Origin of the sequence: Colwellia sp. BRX10-1, from assembly GCF_014077545.1 — a bacterium.
GTDB lineage: Bacteria > Pseudomonadota > Gammaproteobacteria > Enterobacterales > Alteromonadaceae > Colwellia_A.
The window spans coordinates 127,085-144,211 of the sequence record NZ_JACGWC010000002.1 but is presented as its reverse complement, the minus strand read 5'-3'; the positions used below and the strand labels follow the sequence as shown (position 1 = coordinate 144,211).

Genomic DNA, 17,127 nt, shown 5'->3' with positions numbered 1-17,127 from the left:
ATGAAAAATCGTGTTAATCATCGTGTTCGTACCTTAGTCTTAATTAGTATTCTATTAGCACTAATCGTGGTTAGCTTAGGTGCTTATACGCGCTTAACGCATGCGGGTTTAGGTTGTCCAGATTGGCCAGGTTGTTATGGATTAATTGATGTACCTGCAACCGCAGAACAAATTATTAAAGCAGAGCAAGCATTTCCAGAAAGAAAAGTTGAAGCGCATAAAGCATGGAATGAAATGATCCATCGATATTTTGCTGGTGCGTTGGGTTTATTAATTCTAGCGATAGCATTTATGTCTTACCGACAACGCGATCAAGGTACGCCATTAAGGTTGCCGATGTTGATACTCGTGGTGGTCATTTTCCAAGCGGCCTTGGGCATGTGGACCGTAACCATGAAACTAATGCCGATTGTCGTTATGGGTCATTTACTTGGTGGTTTTACAACCTTGAGTTTGTTATTTTTATTATACTTACGCTTGGCTGACTTTAGGGTACCAGGTGGTGATTTCGCCATTAAGAAATATGGCAGATACGGCTTAATTGGTATTGTACTGTTAACCGCACAAATAGGTTTAGGGGGCTGGACATCGTCAAACTATGCTGCCTTGGTTTGTACTGAATTACCTATTTGCCAATCAGGCTGGCAAGAGCAAATGACCTTCGAAGATTCATTTGATTTGATCCCACCAGAAAAAGACAGTTACGAATTTGGTCATTTATCTCATGCTTCACGTGTAACGATTCATGTTGTTCATCGATTAGGAGCCATTGTCACTGGGCTTTATCTTTTTTGGTTAGCATTAATGGTATTTCGAAAATCTCAATCTGCATTTTTTAAGAATGCAGCTATTAGCTTAGCGTTTATTCTTAGTTGCCAAATATTATTGGGTATTAGCAATATCTGGTTCTCATTACCGTTAGCAGTTGCGGTGAGTCATAACGTGGTAGCAGCATGTCTAATGTTGTCTTTGATCACGTTAACCTACAGTTTACGACGGAAATTATAAGGAATACTTATGAGCGAATCAGTATCAACAGAAAGCCCAAACGGGCCAGCAACTACACCTGAAGTTATAGAGACTAAAACCGCTATTTGGCGAGATTATTATGAAATCACTAAGCCTCGTGTAGTGGCACTCTTAGTGTTAACCGCTCTGGTGGGGATGTGTCTTTCTGTACCGGGTACCATTCCATGGCAAGTACTTATTCCTTCAATGGTGGGTATTGGCTTTTTATCATCAGCCGCCGCCGCGATAAATCACATTGTTGATGAACGAATTGACAGTATTATGGGGCGAACTTATAACCGGCCCGTTGCTACGGGACGTTTAACGCCGAGAAATGCGACTTTGTTTGCTATGTTTTTAGCGGTCAGTGGTTTTGCCATTTTATATAGCTTGGTTAATCCCTTAACGGCATGGCTTACTTTTGCAGGTTTGGTGGGTTACAGTTTTGTTTATACTATGTATTTGAAACGTGCTACGCCTCAAAATATCACGATAGGTGGCTTAGCTGGAGCCATACCCCCACTGTTAGGTTGGACAGCAATGACCAATGAAATACACCCTAATGCTTTGTTATTAGTGTTATTGATTTTTACTTGGACACCTCCTCATTTTTGGGCTTTAGCGATACATCGTAAAGATGAATATGCAAAAGTAAATATTCCCATGTTGCCGGTAACCCATGGGGTAAACTTTACAAAAACCCAAATTTTACTTTATACCGTGTTACTTTTTGTTGTTGGCTTGTTACCTTATTTAGTGGGAATGAGTAATTGGTTATATTTAATTGGCGCAGTAACATTGAATCTGATGTTTTTTGCTTACGCCTGGAAACTTAAGTTTAATGCCGATGAGAATACGGCAATGGACACCTTTAAGTTTTCAATCGTACATTTAATGGGCTTGTTTATTATCCTATTACTTGACCATTATTTGTTACCTATGATACCAAGCTGATCAATTATCTGATCATTGTTAAGGGTAAGGACAAAGCTACTTCGATATAATATTTAGTAGTAGGATAACGACTTACTAAATTTTATATCGGGTATTTATCTATTTTTCCAAATGAAAAGTAGACCATTTAATCAGTCAAATGGTTATTGGATAAGACAAACGGAAATAATTAAATATGAACAAGTTGCTGTATGTCATTGTCGCCCTTGTTGCTGGTGCGGTAGGTTTTTTTGTCTTTCAAAAAGCGACAGTATTACCACAGCCTGAACACGCTTTATATTATCAGCAGGTTCGGGAAGTTAAGCCATTTCAATTAACGAATCATCATAACCAAGCCTTTACCAAAGAACAATTAGCCAATAAATGGTCGTGGGTATTTCTAGGGTATACTTCTTGTCCTGATGTTTGCCCGACTACATTACAAGAACTAAACTTTGTTTATGACGATTTAAAAGCGATCAGTAAAGATACACAAATTTTGTTGGTTTCTGTTGATCCTAGTAGAGATACGCCAGAAAAATTAGCTCAGTATATAGCTTATTTTAATGAGGAGTTTATTGCGCTTACGGGTGACCATGGTGTGTTATTTCCGTTTGCTCGTAACCTTGGCATGATGTACGCGATTAACGAGCCTGAAGGCGATGAAGCCGACAATAATGGTTACTTAGTCGATCACAGTGCTTCTTTAGTGTTAATTAATCCACAGGGAGATATCGCGGCTATTTTTAAGCCTAGACAAGCCTTGGGTGTATTACCTACCATTGATGGTGAGAAACTGGTTAGTGATTTTGCAAAAATTGTAAAATTAGCTGAATAAAGGAAACTTGTCATCCTTAACTTTATGGGCTGACAAGTTTATTAAATCGCTATATTTGTTAAAGCGGATACCACTGCATACCTTCTTTTAAGACAAACCAAGGCTTTGAGTACCAATAATAACGTCCTGGCTCACTAATACTTGGCGCGGTACAGTTACAGCGAACACGGCCAATGGGCAAGGGCGCGCTATAATTAATGGTAAAGCTATTTTCTTCTTGCCATTCTATTTTTTGTCGACCTAAACCCGAAATATAACAGTTCAATTGTGCGGGAAGAAAATCTTCAACGACAACATCAAAAGTCACTGATTTTGATTGGTTATACTCGACAATAGTACTTGCATTCTCATTACGTAAAGTCATGTTGAAAGGTAAAGATTTTAATTTATCACGCAGACTAGATATTTGATCATAGGGTTTTGACGCAGGAAAACGTGGCACGCTTGTTAAATCTGTCGCTAAGCCTACGGCTCCTGATTGTTGTGAAAAAGCAATGAAATCGTTTTGTGCTACCCATTGTTGTACTGCCGGAGTGTACTCACCATAAGGGTAGGCAAAATAGCGCCAACTTTGTCCGGTTTTTTCTTTAATAATACTTTCAGCCTCTAATAAAAGTTCAGTATGTTTTATTAGCCATTGCTGTTCGGTTAAACCTTCACTAATACGGGCCATAGAGTCATGTTCCATGCCATGGTTAGCTATAATAACGCCTTGATCAGCCATCGTTTTAAGTTGTTGCCAAGTAAGATAGTTACTCGAACCACGCTCAACAATGGCAGGGTTGATAAAAATCGTAAAAGGATAATTAAATTTGTCGAGAATAGGCTTACCATTGAGTAGAATATCAAGATAAGCATCATCAAAAGTTATTGCCACTGTTTTGTCAGTAATAGGTTGCTGTTTCTTGATAGAATTCATTAAATCTGAAAGCGCGATAACATTGAAATTGTTATCAGATAAATACTGCATATGAATTTGAAACTGTTCCGGTGAAATACTAGTACTTGCCGGTGTTTTGTCACTAACATGGTGATATTGTAAAATTACAGCGGCAAAGCTAGAAAAGTGAAAGCAAGATAGCAATAGTGCAGGTAATAAAAATTTCATGAGTGAAGCCCTTGTTTAGTCAGTCATAAAAATAGCGCGTTTTGCTTTCTTTTTATAGTAAATTTTCAGGTAATTTTTATATGGAATACTTTTTTGAACGTTAATACTATCAACCACCATAAACAACTATTCCTCATCGCCTTACCGATGATTTTTTCAAATATCACCATACCTCTTCTAGGCTTAGTTGATACTGCTGTTTTAGGACATTTAGACCAAGCCTATTACCTAGGTGGCAGTACAGTCGGGGCAATGATTATTACCTTTGTTACTTGGTTGTGTGGCTTTTTACGTATGTCGACTACAGGTCTTACCGCTCAGGCATTAGGTGAAGAAAACGCACAAAAAAGTTTATTGGTTCTGCTACGAGGTTTGTTAGTGGCTTGCTTAATTGGTGGTGCACTGATTTTGTTACAGTCTTTTTATCTTGATCTGAGCTTAGGTTTAGCCGGAGGATCTGAACAAATACAATTTTATGCTAAGCAATATTGTGATATCCGTATTTGGGGTTTGCCTGCTGCGTTATCAAATCTTGTTATATTAGGATGGTTGTTGGGCAATCATAAAGCTAAGGCTGTAATGTGGATATTGATCGTCACTAACCTAATTAACTTGTCGCTAGATCTATTGTTTGTCTTAGTGTTTGATTGGCAAGTGCAAGGGGTGGCGTCAGCAACGTTAATCGCTGAATATTCAGGTGTTATTATAGGGTTGGCTTATATTATTTTTGCGCAACAGACAGGTAATCGACACCCCCTAAAAAGTATATTAATAAAAATGGTGGGAAAATTTACAGCTATCAGAGATCAGTTATTTGAGAAGTCAGCGCTGACCAATTACTTTCAACTTAATCGAGATATTCTTATTCGAACACTGTGCTTAGAGATTTGTTTTGTCTTTATTACTTTTCAAGGGGCTAGGTTAGGCGATGATGTTATTGCAACTAATGCCATTTTAATGAACTTTGTTTTGTTAATCTCATTTGGATTAGACGGCATTGCCAATGCAGCAGAAGTGTTAGTGGGGAAAGCACAAGGGCAAAAGAATCTTAAACAGCGTAATTTTGTCGTTAAAATCGCTTTATTTTGGACGGGACTCTTTGCGCTCACTTATAGTGCACTCTTTGCCATAGCAGGTGATTTCTTGATTAGTTTACTAACCGATATTCCAGAGGTTGTTTTCTCGACCGAACAATATGTACATTGGATGATTATTTTACCGGTATTAGGCTGTTGGTGTTATTTATTTGATGGTGTTTTTGTCGGTCTAATGAAAGCCAAAGTGATGCGAAATAGCATGATAATTGCGACCTTTGGTTGCTTTTTTCCAATGTGGTGGCTATTACAAGGCTTTGGTAATCATGGGTTATGGGCTGCATTTAGTGTGTTTTTGCTGGTTCGAGGATTAAGCTTAGCTTGGCATTATTATCGCGTTATAGAAAAACAACCCATTAGTCTTTAATTTTTTTATTTGTCTGACGATCAAAAATATTGAGTAAACGATTAGCAAAGATCCCACTGTAACCCCAAGCAGAGGTTAACAGACCAATAGCTAAAAAAACAATGCCGGCGATTTGCCAATAATAATGGTAATAGTAACCGATAAAAATTAAGCAAGCGCCAATAGCAAAAAGACCAAGTCCGCGAGTAAAAAGCACTAAGCTTCTTTGCGGGGCTTGGCCTAATTTTTCAAGTATTGTCATCATTTTAAATTAATGAATAACTCAGCAGTCAGTATAGTTGTCAGGTTAACGAACAAATAACTTAATAGTAAGAATGATCACCACGTTCGTGTTCAGTCATATCACGAACACCTTTTATCTCGCCTGCCATTGTTTCGAGAAGTTGTTTTTCGATGCCATCTTTTACAGTGACATCAATTTGACTACAACCATTACAGCCACCACCAAATTGTAGAATAGCGAAACCGTCGTCAGTAATTTCCATTAACGTACACTCACCACCATGGCCAGCTAACTGTGGATTAACTTCTGCTTTTAAGAAGTAGTCAACACGTTCGAATAATGGCGCATCGTCATTTACTTTTCTTAATTTAGCATTTGGCGCTTTTAAGGTTAATTGTGAACCCATTTGATCTGTGGTGAAATCTATTTCAGCATCTTCTAAGTACAGCTTACTGTCACCGTCAATATAAGCAGAGAAGTGTTCGAATTTCATTTCAATATCTTCAGGTTCTATCGCGTCAGCTGGGCAGTAAGACACGCCACACTCTGCACTAGCAGTACCTGGATTAACAACAAATACACGGATACTTGTGCCTTCTGCTTGTTGTTCTAATAATTTAGCGAAATGCGATTGTGCTGTTTCGGAAATATTGATCATCACGGTTATTACTCTCTTACACTTGTTACCAAAATTTCTCTAAAGTTTCTCACGGACCTTAGAGATTGAAAATATTAATACCTGACTAATTTAGTCAGGTATTAATATTTTACGCTGTTATCTACCTATACGCTAGTGAAATTATAGTTAATTGAAATAACAATATGATAAAAAGAGACAGTTATTCTGGTGTGTTTCGATAGATTTTGGTATTTTATTGTTATTGAATTCAAGGATATATTTTATGTTACCACGATTGTTTTTAGCCGTGCTGGTCGGTTTTTTTATTTTTTCACCATTGAGTTATGCGGCAAAAGTTACCGACTATTTACCAACAGATCACACTTACAATCAAGCTATTCCAACCCCAGAAAGCTCATTAGGCTTTGGCATTGGCGAGCGACATATTCGTCATGATCAACTCCTCAACTACATCAAAGTATTAGCAAACAGCTCAGAGCGGATCACACTGACGGATATTGGACAGACCCAAGAACTACGCCAGCAAGTGCTATTGACGATTTCTTCTAAAGATAATTTAGCTAATTTGAGTAAAATATTGGCAAAAAGATCAGCCACGGGGAGCGCCGATGACATCAGTTCACCGTTAGTCATTTGGCTTGGCTACAGTGTACACGGTGATGAAATTAGTGGCGCTAATGCGGCAATGGCCGTGGCATATCATTTGGCGGCAAGTGAAAACACTGATATAAAACAAATGCTAGAAAATACCCTGATTGTTATTGAGCCAAGTATTAACCCTGATGGCATGGATAGATTTGTGCAATGGGCGAATATGCATCGCGGCAGCACACCTAATGCGGATCCTAATCATATCGAGCATCACCAAGGTTGGCTTACCGGTCGTACCAACCATTTTGGTTTTGATCTTAACCGAGACTGGTTATTACTCGCACAAAAAGAAAGTCAACATAGATTAGCGTATTTTCACCAATATCAGCCTCATGTATTAGGCGATTTTCATGAGATGAGTGCCAATGGCAGTTACTTTTTTCAGCCAGGCATTCCAACGCGTACTCACCCATTAACGCCAAGTGCCAATACAGAAATGACACAACTTTTAGCAACCTATCATGCGAAGGCACTTGATAAAAATGATCGCCTTTATTACAGCCAAGAAAATTTCGATGACTTTTATTACGGGAAAGGCTCTACTTACCCAGACATTAACGGTGGAGTCGGTGTTTTATTCGAACAAGCAAGTAGCCGAGGTATGCAACAAAACAGTGATAATGGCTTATTAACCTTTGAGTTTGGTATTCAAAATCACGTATTAACTTCACTCTCGACCATTGAGGGGGCATGGAAAAATAAGACCAAGCTATTGAGTTACCAGAAAAACTTTTATAAAGAGTCAGAAAAATTGGCTGATCAAGAAAGCTTTAGTGGCTACTTATTACATGAAACACATGATTCTTATCGCCTCAACGTCCTACTTGATAAATTAAAACAACATCAGATTAAGGTCTATCCGCTGACTGAAGATTTTCGTTTAGCTGGCGTTGTTTATGCTAAAGAACATAGCTTCTATGTGCCATTAGACCAGCGTCAGTATCGAGTTATTCAAGCGTTATTTTCGCAGCAAACTCAGTTCGAAGACAATACCTTTTATGATGTTTCGGGTTGGACAATGCCACTGGCAATGGATATAGACTTTTATCGGGTTGGTCGTACTTGGGGACTAAAACTGGCAGATAATGCTTGGGAGAAGCCAACAAATATAGCGGATAACAGTGGTATTGAGCAACAGGCGTATGCCTACGCATTTGAGTGGCATCATTTTTTAGCACCCAAATTACTCAATGACTTACTTAATAAAGGTATTAAAGCAAAGGTTGCTACAAAAACGTTTTCGTCACGATTTAAACTTGATGGAAAAATGGTTAATAAAGATTTTGCGCGAGGCAGTATTATTATTCCTGCGGGCATACAAACGCAATTAAATTGGCGTGATATTGTCACGCAAAGTAGTCAAAAAATTGATATACCTATTAATAGCTTGTCGACGGGATTAACCGTTAAAGGTATAGATATAGGTAGTGGCTCTTTCCGGTTATTATCGCCAGTAAAGGTTTTAATGCTTGGTGGTAAAGGCGTTTCTCAATACGAGAGTGCAGAGATGTTATTTTATCTTGACGATACCCTGTCAATCCCTGTAACGGTTGTAGAGCAGCAGCGTTTAGCAAAAATTGAGTTAAGTGGTTATAGTCATATTATTATGGTTGATGGCAAATACGATTCTCTTGGACAAGATGATGTCGATAAAATAGCGGCATGGACAAAAAGTGGTGGTGTTGTTTTTGGGCAGAAAAGAGCAGCTAAATTTTTATCAGAATATGAATTACTGGCGATGAACTTCGTTACTACTAATGAAATCAACCAGTTATTTGATACGGATAATGTACGCTACCAAGACAAAGAAAAACTGGCTGGGCGTAAACGTATTGCTGGCGCGATTTTTGAGTCAACACTCGATATCTCGCATCCGTTAGCTTATGGTTATACGGATAACCGTTTACCGTTATTTCGCAACAGTACATTAATTTTGCAACATAGTTCAAAGCCGTTTATCTCAGTGGCGAAATATAATGCACGGCCATTATTGAGCGGTTATGCTGATAAAAACATGGTCAATCGAGTGGCAAATTCTTCAGCTATAGTCGCCCATAATTATGGTAATGGGCGAGTGATTGCCAGTACTGACAATTTAGCTTTTCGTGGCTATTGGTTAGGCAGTTCAAAGCTAATAGCGAACAGCTTATTTTTTGCTAAAGCATTTAACGCTTCTACTACTCATTAATAATTTGTTGAAAGATGAAAAGATTTAAATTGTGTAAAGCTAACACCGTATAAGTTAACTTTTATTGAATTTTGTTATTAGGTAAAGATAAACAAAGGCTTAATACGGTAACTTTTTTAACGCCATTAGCTTTCAATAAACGACAAATTTCATTACACGTTGAGCCTGTTGTTACCACATCATCAAGGAGCAATACGTGTTCAGGTAAACGTGATTGTTGATCGCTTTTATTGACTAAATATTCGCTTGACAGTTTAAAGGCATGGCGTAAATTTTTACGGCGAATAACACCGGTTTGACCCGCTTGGCTTTTATCGTGACTAATACGCTGCAATGCATCTGGACAATAGGGCATTTGTGCAAGGCGGGCAAAATCTTCTGCCAATAAATGCGCTTGATTAAAGCCTCGCGTTTGCCATTTTTTCATGTGTATTGGTACGGACAATAGTAAGGGTTGATGGGGACAATGCGTATAAGGTTTATTTTCATACGGTAAGGCGTTTTTCCATTGTTTAAATAATAAAACACTCAGTAAAGGGACTAATTCAAAACGGCCGTGATACTTTAGTTGCCTGACCCATAAGTCTATGGGCCATTGGTAAGCTGATACTGAGATTAACTGATCAAAAATTCTTTTAGGTAATATAGTATTTATCGCTGGCCAGGTTAATAAATCACCGTGTAATTTTTTTAAATCAAAAAGTGGTAAATCAGCCAAGCAAAAATCACAAATAAGCGCTTGGCTTTGACAGCGACCACCACATAAGTCACAACAACTTAATTGTGTTTTAAACAACTTTAAACGATCAATAAAGTTAAATGATTTTTGTTTTAAATATTGAATAAATTTTACGTGGTTAAATTCCATTTAATACCTTCTTTAAGTAAACTGTCGTTAACTTCGTGTAATAAAAATTAACGGTAATACCCTCTATTATGAGCATGGCAGAAACTTTAAAAATATCGAGTCAAGGGTGCGGACTTCCGCTAGTTTTTATTCATGGCTGGGGATTAAACTCAGGCGTTTGGCAACCGAGTGTCGAGGTATTAAAAGAGCACTTTGAAGTGATCACTGTCGATTTACCTGGTTTTGGTGCCAATTTAGAACACTCAATATCTCCTTATACTTTAGCTGAAGTTGCATCATTAATAGCGCAATCTGTAGCAAAACCTGCGGTATATATAGGTTGGTCGTTAGGTGGTTTGATTGCCAGTGAAATAGCATTAAATTTTCCAAAGCAAGTGAAAGCATTAATCACGGTCGCTAGCTCGCCTTGTTTTGTTGAGCAAGAGAACTGGTTTGGCATTAAGCCAGATGTTTTAGCGATATTTCATCGACAACTAGCAGAAGATACCGCCAAGACGATTAATAACTTTTTAAAAGTTCAGGCGATGGGCAGCCCTCATTTACGTCATGATATTAAATTGCTACGAGAACTCGTTATGCAGTTTCCAATGCCAACCAAATCAACTTTAGATGAGTCGCTGCAATTATTGACAACCGTTGATCAGCGCGAAAGTCTCGCCCAAATATCGATACCCTACTTGCGGTTATACGGAAAGCTTGACGGCTTAGTGCCGCGCAAGGCAATTACAGCTATTACTGCATTATCACCTAACAGTGATGTTGTTATTTTTGAGCAGGCATCACATGCACCTTTTATTTCTCACCCGGAGGCGTTTATCGAAACACTAACGACTTGGCTAGCCCCTTTAGTTGAAGGTACTTATCGATAAATCGATCCTTTACTTTTTAGTCGTATTGTATGATAATTGAACAAAGATGTTGCAGGGTTAAATAGCAAAAATTGAGTACTTAAGCCGATTACTTAAGCTAAGTATTTAAATTAAATATGTAAATTAAGTCTGTAAATTTAGTATTTACTTATTTGTACATTGTTATTCTGTTAATAGGTATAGAGGAGTTTGTTATGGAAATACAATCAGCATTAGCAAGTGGTCTACAAGGCTTTCAAAAAGCGCAAGGCGATGTAACAGAAGCTGCAGCAGATATTGCGGCTAACTTAGCTGTTAGTCCTGAAGATTTTGGTATTGGCCAAGAAAACAATACTGATAATGCACCTAGCCCAGATACAGCTAGTAAGAATGCTAGTTCAGCAGAATTACCAGACCTTACCAAAGCCGTTGTCGATTTAAAAGTTGCAGAATTTCAAGCGAAAGCGTCCGCCGATGTTATTCAAACAGCTGATGAAACTTTAGGCACGCTATTAGACGTTCGAGCATAACCGATGAACATCACGCCGCAAACGCCTACTCTGTCTATTCCTACTGCGGTTAATCCGCAAACGGATAGCTTGCGTCGTGAAAATAATATCCGCGAAGTTATTGCAAAACCAGCGGCCTCAAACCAGTCTGCAGCAGAAAAAGGGGTAGCTTCTGACAGAGAAAGAGGCAGAACCCCTGCACAGAATAATGAAAACTTTGATTTTGAAAGCATCCGCAAGCAAGCGGAATCAGCAACAAAAACGATTAGCGGTGATAGTAATCGCGAGAGTGGTTCATCAGAGCAACAATCTGCAGCTGAGACTTTTCTAGCAAACGAAAATGCTATTGAAGATGATAGTGAAAATGGTCAAAATTCAGCAAGCTCCCCTGATGACAAACCGGCTCCTAACAGTCGAGAAGCTTTTACCGAACAAAGAATTATTAATGAGCTACAACTAAGAGATCAAGAAGTACGTGCTCATGAATTGGCACATGCTTCTGTCGGTGGCGCATCAACGGGCTCACCTTCATATACTTTTGAAATGGGTCCAGACGGAAAGAAATATGCTGTTGGTGGTGAAGTTTCAGTAGACCTTTCTACGGTTAATGGCGATCCAAGAGCAACCATAACGAAGATGCAAAAGGTCTATGCCGCCGCACTAGCACCTGCCGATCCATCAATTCAAGACACCCGTGTTGCAGCTTCAGCGTCGCGAGCTATTTTACAAGCGCAAACAGAGCTGGCCGCGATTAGTTCAGCAGACACCAGTGAAGCAAAAAATGTAACCGTCCAAGGTAAGTCTCGTGATGTCTTTTCAGCAGAAGAAAATCAAGAAACAGAAGATTTTGATACACTAGTTAATCGCACGTTAGCGTCTCAGGACGAAATTATAGCTAACCGTGATAGTTCTGTTGATGAGCGAGCTTTAAGAATTGAAAGCCTCTATGCTGGCATTACTCAAGCTTATGAAAAAGAACCCAGTTTTCATTTCCAATTAACGGCCTAAAACCTCTTAAGCCTAAAACCTCTTAAGCCTAAACCTCTTAAGTTATTGCGCTATAAAGAAAAAGCCTCATTATTAATAAATAATGAGGCTTTTTATTGTGCTTGTATCATTAAGCTAAAGTGATATTAATGATTGTCAGCTAAATACCGTAATTCTCACGGTATTTATTAATACTCGCTAAACTTGTCGCTAATGCAGGTTGCAAAGCAAGGTTCTCTTCAAGGTAAGTAACCACGTCAGCTAGGGTAACAATGGCGATAACTTCTGTACCAAAGTCACGTTCAACTTCTTGAATAGCAGATAATTCACCTTGGCCTTTTTCTTGGCGGTCAAGAGCAATTAATACACCTGACAATTGAGCGCCATGGGCTTTAATAATTTCCATTGATTCACGAATAGCAGTGCCGGCAGTAATAACGTCGTCCACTAACATTATCTTACCTTGTAAAGGAGAGCCAACTAAGCTGCCACCTTCACCGTGAGTTTTTGCTTCCTTACGGTTAAAACAATAAGGCATGTCCATACCGTGATGATCAGCTAATGCTACTGCAGTGGTGGTTGCAATTGGTATGCCCTTATAAGCTGGACCGAAAAGCAAATCAAACGCGATAGTAGAATCAACGAGTGCTTGTGCGTAAAAACGACCTAAGCGTGCTAAATCACCGCCGGTATTAAATAAACCCGCATTAAAAAAGTATGGACTTGTACGGCCTGACTTCAAAGTGAATTCACCAAAGCGAAGTACTTCTTTCGCTAGAGCAAATTCAATAAATTCACGTTGATAATCTTTCATCTTTATTCCCACTTTAATCAGAGTATTTAGCTAAGGGCTAACTTTTGTAAATCAAATAATTCGTTAATACTGTCTTTTGCTAACGCTAGCATATTGTGCATTTCATCAAAACTAAACGGCGCTTCTTCTGCTGTGCCTTGAATTTCAATCAATTTACCTGTGTCTGTCATAACGACATTCATATCGGTATCGGCAGCAGAATCTTCTGGGTAATCAAGATCCGAAACGGCTTCACCTTTATAAATACCAACAGAAACTGCTGCTATCATATGCTTTAATGGATTAGTTTTAATAATATCTTTAGCGCGCATATAATTTAAAGCATCGACTAATGCGACACAAGCACCGGTAATGGAAGCAGTACGTGTACCGCCATCAGCTTGTATAACATCGCAATCGACGCTAATGGTATTTTCACCTAGGGCTTTCAAATCGACAGCTGCGCGCAATGCACGAGCGATTAAACGAGATATTTCCAACGTACGACCACTTTGTTTGCCGTTAGCTGCTTCTCTGCGCATACGGGTGTGGGTAGAGCGAGGTAACATGCCATACTCTGCTGTGATCCAACCTTTACCTTGTCCTTTTAAAAAACGTGGTACACCGACTTCTACTGAGGCAGTACAAATAACTTTGGTGTCGCCAAATTCAATTAATACTGAACCTTCAGCATGAGTAGTAAATTGACGAGTAATGGTTACAGGACGTATTTGACCTGGAGTTCTGCCGCTTGGACGCATGTTAATATACCTATGGTGAAATAATTGTTGCGCATTATAATCGTTCAGCAACAAATTTGACATAATCACGTGAAAACAATTTGAAATATAGTTAATCTAATTAGGGTCTAGTTAGCAGTACTTTACAATATCCTAATTTATATTGAGCCTACTTATGAAAAGCTTTGTTGTGTTAATGCTTGTTACTTTCGCTTCTTTTTTGTTAATAACACCCGCCTCAGCCATTAACGCTGATGATTTACCTAAATACAGTAAAGTCTATGATGAAAAAAGTGATCCCTTTAAAGATGCGAATGCGGCAATAAAGCTAGCTCAAAAAACTCAGCGTAATGTGCTAATTGAAATTGGTGGCAACTGGTGCAGTTGGTGTAAAAAAATGGATGTTTTTTTGGCTGAAAACCCTGAGGTTTATCAGAAGCTCCATAGTGAGTTTGTCTTGTTAAAAATAAGCGTCAGTGACAGTAATGAAAATGAAGCGTTTATGAAATCGTTACCACCCGTTTTAGGCTATCCTCATATGTACGTATCAACAAGTAGCGGTAAAATGCTTTTATCAAAAGATACTGCCGAATTACTCGTTGGTGAACAATATTCTAAAGAGCAGTGGTTAGCCTTTCTTAATAAATGGCAAAGCAGTGAGACAAAAGGATAAATCAATGTCAGGTACAGCATTAAATAAAATCAACAGCTTCTTTGATAAAAATTATCAAACACCATCTTGGTTATCGCATAAGTTTTCTCGTCGTAAATTATTAAAATCAGCGGCGGGAGCAACGGCAATCTCTGCACTTCCTGCGGTAGCGTTCAGTCAACATGAAAAAGATAAAGTGTTTGAGACTTTGCAGGCAGAGCCTTGGTTAACCTTGAATGCCGTGCTTGATCATCTCTTACCAGAATCAAGTAGTGGTCCAAGCGCCAAAGAGTTACAAGTCGTTATTTATTTATATAACGTTGTTTATCAGCAACCCACTGAAAAAAGTGAAATTGACTTTATTTTTAAAGGTGTCGGTTGGTTAAATGGTTATACACAAAACCAATTACAAAAAAACTTTACTGAGTTAAGCAAAGTCGAAAAAGAAACTATGTTACGAGGGATCAGTGGCTCGAGAGCGGGCGAAAACTGGCTCAATAATCTACTGGGTTATATTTTTGAAGCTATGTTATCGCCACCTGCTTATGGCGGTAATCCAAAAGGTACTGGTTGGCAATGGCTAGAGCATCAAGCGGGCTTTCCATTACCTGAAGCGGGTCAACGTTATTTCGAGTTACCCAAACGTTCGGTGACCAGCGACAAAAGTGCCAACAACATTATTCAATCAAAAGACTTATTAGCAAATAAAAAGTGGTCGACAGTTAAAGGAAGTAACAAAGCATGAGTTTTGATATTTGCATAGTTGGTAGTGGTGCAGGGGCCTCACCTGTCGCTTATACATTAGCGAAAGCTGGCGCTAAAGTATTAATACTGGAAAAAGGTCCGTGGTTAACCGAGAAAGAATTTTTCAAAGATGAATTAGCGATTAGTTTACGTGATTCTTATAATCCCAAACTGGCTGATGAACAGCATGTTATTGAAGAAGAATATCAAACCGCTGACGGAGAAAACTATTGGCAAGGCGAGCCAACAAGTGAGTCGGGCTGGAGCTTCTGGAACGGTAATGTTGTCGGTGGTTCATCTAACTTTATGAGCGGTTATTTTCATCGATTAAAGCCGGTAGATTTTAAGTTAAAGTCAACCTTTGGTGATATTGAAGGCGCTAATATTGTCGATTGGCCGATCAGTTACCACGAGCTTGAACCTTTTTATGCACAAGTAGAACGAGATGTTGGTGTCTCGGGGAAAGTTGTTTCACACCCTCATCAAGAACCACGCTCAACCGATTTTCCATACCCGCCATTAGTTGATCATCAAGTATCAGACTGGATTGACAAAGCAGCAAAAAATATTGGCTATCACTCAATGCCAGTACCTCGTGCCATCTTATCGACTCCAGCCATGGGACGAAAAAGCTGCGAGTATTCAGGGTATTGTAGTAGCTATGGTTGTTCAACCGGTGCCAAAGGTAGTGGTCGAGCTGCTTTGTTAAACCATGCCGTGGCAACGGGAAATTTAACCATTAAAGCGAATGCTAAGGTTTATCATATAGCGAGTGATGATGAAGGTAAAATATCTGCCATCCATTATTACGACTCACAAGGTCGAGAACAAAAAGCCACAGCAAAAATTTATGTTGTTGCTTGTCAAGCGGTTGAAACATCACGTTTATTGCTGGCTTCCAAAGGGAAAAAATTCCCACAAGGGCTTGCGAACAATAGCGGACAAGTGGGTAAAAATTTAGTGTTTAGTGGTGGAGGTACAGGTAAAGGGGACTTTTTATTTGCTGATTTAACAACGCAAAAGCAAGCTCAATTAAAGCAAGTTGGCCCTTTTATAAATCGTGCTTTACAAGACTGGTATCAAATTGACGATAAAAGCTTCTCTGGTGCTAATCTACAAGGTCAAGCGAAAGGCGGCACCATAGACTTTCTCTTTTATCAAAACCCTATTGCTCGTGCACAAGGGCAACAATTCAATGATGCAAATGAGTTAGTGTGGGGCGAGCAATTACAGAAAAACTTAAAAGAAGAATTTACCACTTATAAAACCTTACGTTTTGAAGTCTTTAATGACTGGTTACCCACCGACGATTGTTTTGTTAGTTTAGACCCAGAAGTCACTGATAAATGGGGGCAAGCAGTCGCCAAGGTAAGAATTGGTGCACACCAACATGATAGGGTGGTTGGAGAGTATCTAGCGGAGAAAGGCAAGAAGTTGCTGGAAAGTATGGGCGCAAAAAATATTACTAGCTCTGTTAGCAGCTACCCGCCAACAAACTTAATGGCAGGAGGTTGCCGGTTCGGTAATGACCCCAAAACATCGGTATTGAATAAATACTGTCAAGCCCATGAAGTCAATAATTTATATGTTACCGATGGCTCATTTATGCCCACAGGCGGTAGTGTTCCCTACACGTTTACCATTTATGCCAATGCATTTCGAGTTGCAGAGCATATTAAACACCGTTGGCAAGAGTCTATCATTTAGCCATTGCTAGTGGGGGGAGTGTTGTGAGGAGATAAAAGCATTCCCTCACAACAGTTTATTGATTAGGTTCTAACGAGACATCAATTTTCTAAGGCTAATCGACGAGTCTGATCTGAATTCGCTATAGCCACGTATTACTGCACAGTTTAATTATAACTTGGTGTAATAAATTGCTAATCAAAGCGAATGTTATTATTACACTTAATTCGTTTGTCCGATAACGAGGAGT

The 17,127-nt window shown here is 39.0% G+C and carries 17 protein-coding genes; 11 read left to right on the top strand and 6 right to left on the bottom strand.

The annotated features are described in order from the left end of the window. The 3 genes from H4J75_RS03100 to H4J75_RS03090 all read left to right on the top strand — a co-directional run bounded on the left by H4J75_RS03100 (nt 1) and on the right by H4J75_RS03090 (nt 2,779). Nucleotides 1–1,008, top strand: coding sequence for a heme A synthase (locus H4J75_RS03100; RefSeq protein WP_182221318.1), 1,008 nt, complete (start codon nt 1–3; stop codon nt 1,006–1,008). A gap of 9 nt (nt 1,009–1,017) precedes the next feature. Next, nucleotides 1,018–1,962, top strand: a complete 945-nt coding sequence (gene cyoE / locus H4J75_RS03095) for a heme o synthase (RefSeq protein ID WP_182214456.1) — start codon at nt 1,018–1,020, stop codon at nt 1,960–1,962. Nucleotides 1,963–2,137: 175 nt separating this feature from the next. Then, entirely contained in the window at nt 2,138–2,779 is a 642-nt protein-coding gene (locus tag H4J75_RS03090; protein WP_182214454.1) for an SCO family protein, read from the top strand. Nucleotides 2,780–2,837: 58 nt separating this feature from the next. Here the strand turns inward: H4J75_RS03090 and H4J75_RS03085 are convergent, their stop codons facing one another. Beyond that, nucleotides 2,838–3,887 carry a polysaccharide deacetylase family protein gene (locus tag H4J75_RS03085; RefSeq protein WP_182221317.1) on the bottom strand — a complete coding sequence of 350 codons (1,050 nt, stop codon included), beginning with the start codon at nt 3,885–3,887 and terminating at the stop codon, nt 2,838–2,840. Between the two features lie 93 nt (nt 3,888–3,980). Here H4J75_RS03085 and H4J75_RS03080 point away from each other — a divergent pair, with 93 nt between their 5' ends. After that, nucleotides 3,981–5,348: an MATE family efflux transporter gene (locus H4J75_RS03080; RefSeq protein ID WP_310733589.1), complete on the top strand. Its 1,368-nt coding sequence runs from the start codon at nt 3,981–3,983 to the stop codon at nt 5,346–5,348. On the opposite strand, the gene H4J75_RS03075 is transcribed toward H4J75_RS03080, so the two are convergent. Next, entirely contained in the window at nt 5,338–5,592 is a 255-nt protein-coding gene (locus H4J75_RS03075; protein ID WP_182221316.1) for a hypothetical protein, read from the bottom strand. The two genes, H4J75_RS03080 and H4J75_RS03075, sit on opposite strands and share 11 nt — an antisense overlap. A 58-nt stretch (nt 5,593–5,650) precedes the next feature. Further along, on the bottom strand, nt 5,651–6,229 hold the full coding sequence (nfuA, locus tag H4J75_RS03070) for a Fe-S biogenesis protein NfuA (protein ID WP_070375496.1): 579 nt from the start codon (nt 6,227–6,229) through the stop codon (nt 5,651–5,653). A 244-nt stretch (nt 6,230–6,473) separates the two neighbouring features. Between nfuA and H4J75_RS03065 the strand changes: the two genes are divergently transcribed. Then, entirely contained in the window at nt 6,474–9,050 is a 2,577-nt protein-coding gene (locus H4J75_RS03065) for a M14 family zinc carboxypeptidase (RefSeq protein ID WP_182221315.1), read from the top strand. Between the two features lie 61 nt (nt 9,051–9,111). Here H4J75_RS03065 and H4J75_RS03060 read toward each other — a convergent pair whose 3' ends face one another. Further along, entirely contained in the window at nt 9,112–9,918 is an 807-nt protein-coding gene (locus H4J75_RS03060; RefSeq protein WP_182221314.1) for a ComF family protein, read from the bottom strand. Nucleotides 9,919–9,986: 68 nt separating this feature from the next. Between H4J75_RS03060 and bioH the strand changes: the two genes are divergently transcribed. The 3 genes from bioH (at nt 9,987) to H4J75_RS03045 (ending at nt 12,283) form a co-directional block, all read left to right on the top strand. Continuing rightward, nucleotides 9,987–10,787 carry a pimeloyl-ACP methyl ester esterase BioH gene (gene bioH / locus H4J75_RS03055; protein WP_220465216.1) on the top strand — a complete coding sequence of 267 codons (801 nt, stop codon included), beginning with the start codon at nt 9,987–9,989 and terminating at the stop codon, nt 10,785–10,787. A 194-nt stretch (nt 10,788–10,981) separates the two neighbouring features. After that, nucleotides 10,982–11,296 carry a hypothetical protein gene (locus H4J75_RS03050; protein WP_182221313.1) on the top strand — a complete coding sequence of 105 codons (315 nt, stop codon included), beginning with the start codon at nt 10,982–10,984 and terminating at the stop codon, nt 11,294–11,296. Between the two features lie 3 nt (nt 11,297–11,299). Further along, complete coding sequence (locus tag H4J75_RS03045; RefSeq protein ID WP_182221312.1) at nt 11,300–12,283, top strand: putative metalloprotease CJM1_0395 family protein; 984 nt, start codon at nt 11,300–11,302, stop codon at nt 12,281–12,283. A gap of 139 nt (nt 12,284–12,422) precedes the next feature. Here H4J75_RS03045 and pyrE read toward each other — a convergent pair whose 3' ends face one another. Together pyrE and rph are read right to left on the bottom strand one after the other, a co-directional pair. After that, on the bottom strand, nt 12,423–13,076 hold the full coding sequence (pyrE, locus tag H4J75_RS03040) for an orotate phosphoribosyltransferase (RefSeq protein WP_182214442.1): 654 nt from the start codon (nt 13,074–13,076) through the stop codon (nt 12,423–12,425). 26 nt (nt 13,077–13,102) lie between these two features. Continuing rightward, nucleotides 13,103–13,816, bottom strand: coding sequence for a ribonuclease PH (gene rph / locus H4J75_RS03035; protein ID WP_070375502.1), 714 nt, complete (start codon nt 13,814–13,816; stop codon nt 13,103–13,105). Nucleotides 13,817–13,970: 154 nt separating this feature from the next. Here rph and H4J75_RS03030 point away from each other — a divergent pair, with 154 nt between their 5' ends. The 3 genes from H4J75_RS03030 to H4J75_RS03020 are packed head-to-tail and all read left to right on the top strand — an operon-like array spanning nt 13,971 to nt 16,898. Further along, nucleotides 13,971–14,468: a thioredoxin family protein gene (locus H4J75_RS03030; RefSeq protein WP_083277985.1), complete on the top strand. Its 498-nt coding sequence runs from the start codon at nt 13,971–13,973 to the stop codon at nt 14,466–14,468. Nucleotides 14,469–14,472: 4 nt separating this feature from the next. Continuing rightward, nucleotides 14,473–15,192 (top strand): gluconate 2-dehydrogenase subunit 3 family protein, encoded by a 720-nt coding sequence (locus H4J75_RS03025; RefSeq protein WP_182214440.1) that lies wholly within the window; start codon nt 14,473–14,475, stop codon nt 15,190–15,192. After that, nucleotides 15,189–16,898: a GMC family oxidoreductase gene (locus tag H4J75_RS03020; protein ID WP_182221311.1), complete on the top strand. Its 1,710-nt coding sequence runs from the start codon at nt 15,189–15,191 to the stop codon at nt 16,896–16,898. Before H4J75_RS03025 ends, H4J75_RS03020 begins: the two co-directional genes overlap by 4 nt. The last annotated feature ends 229 nt before the right edge of the window (nt 16,899–17,127 follow it).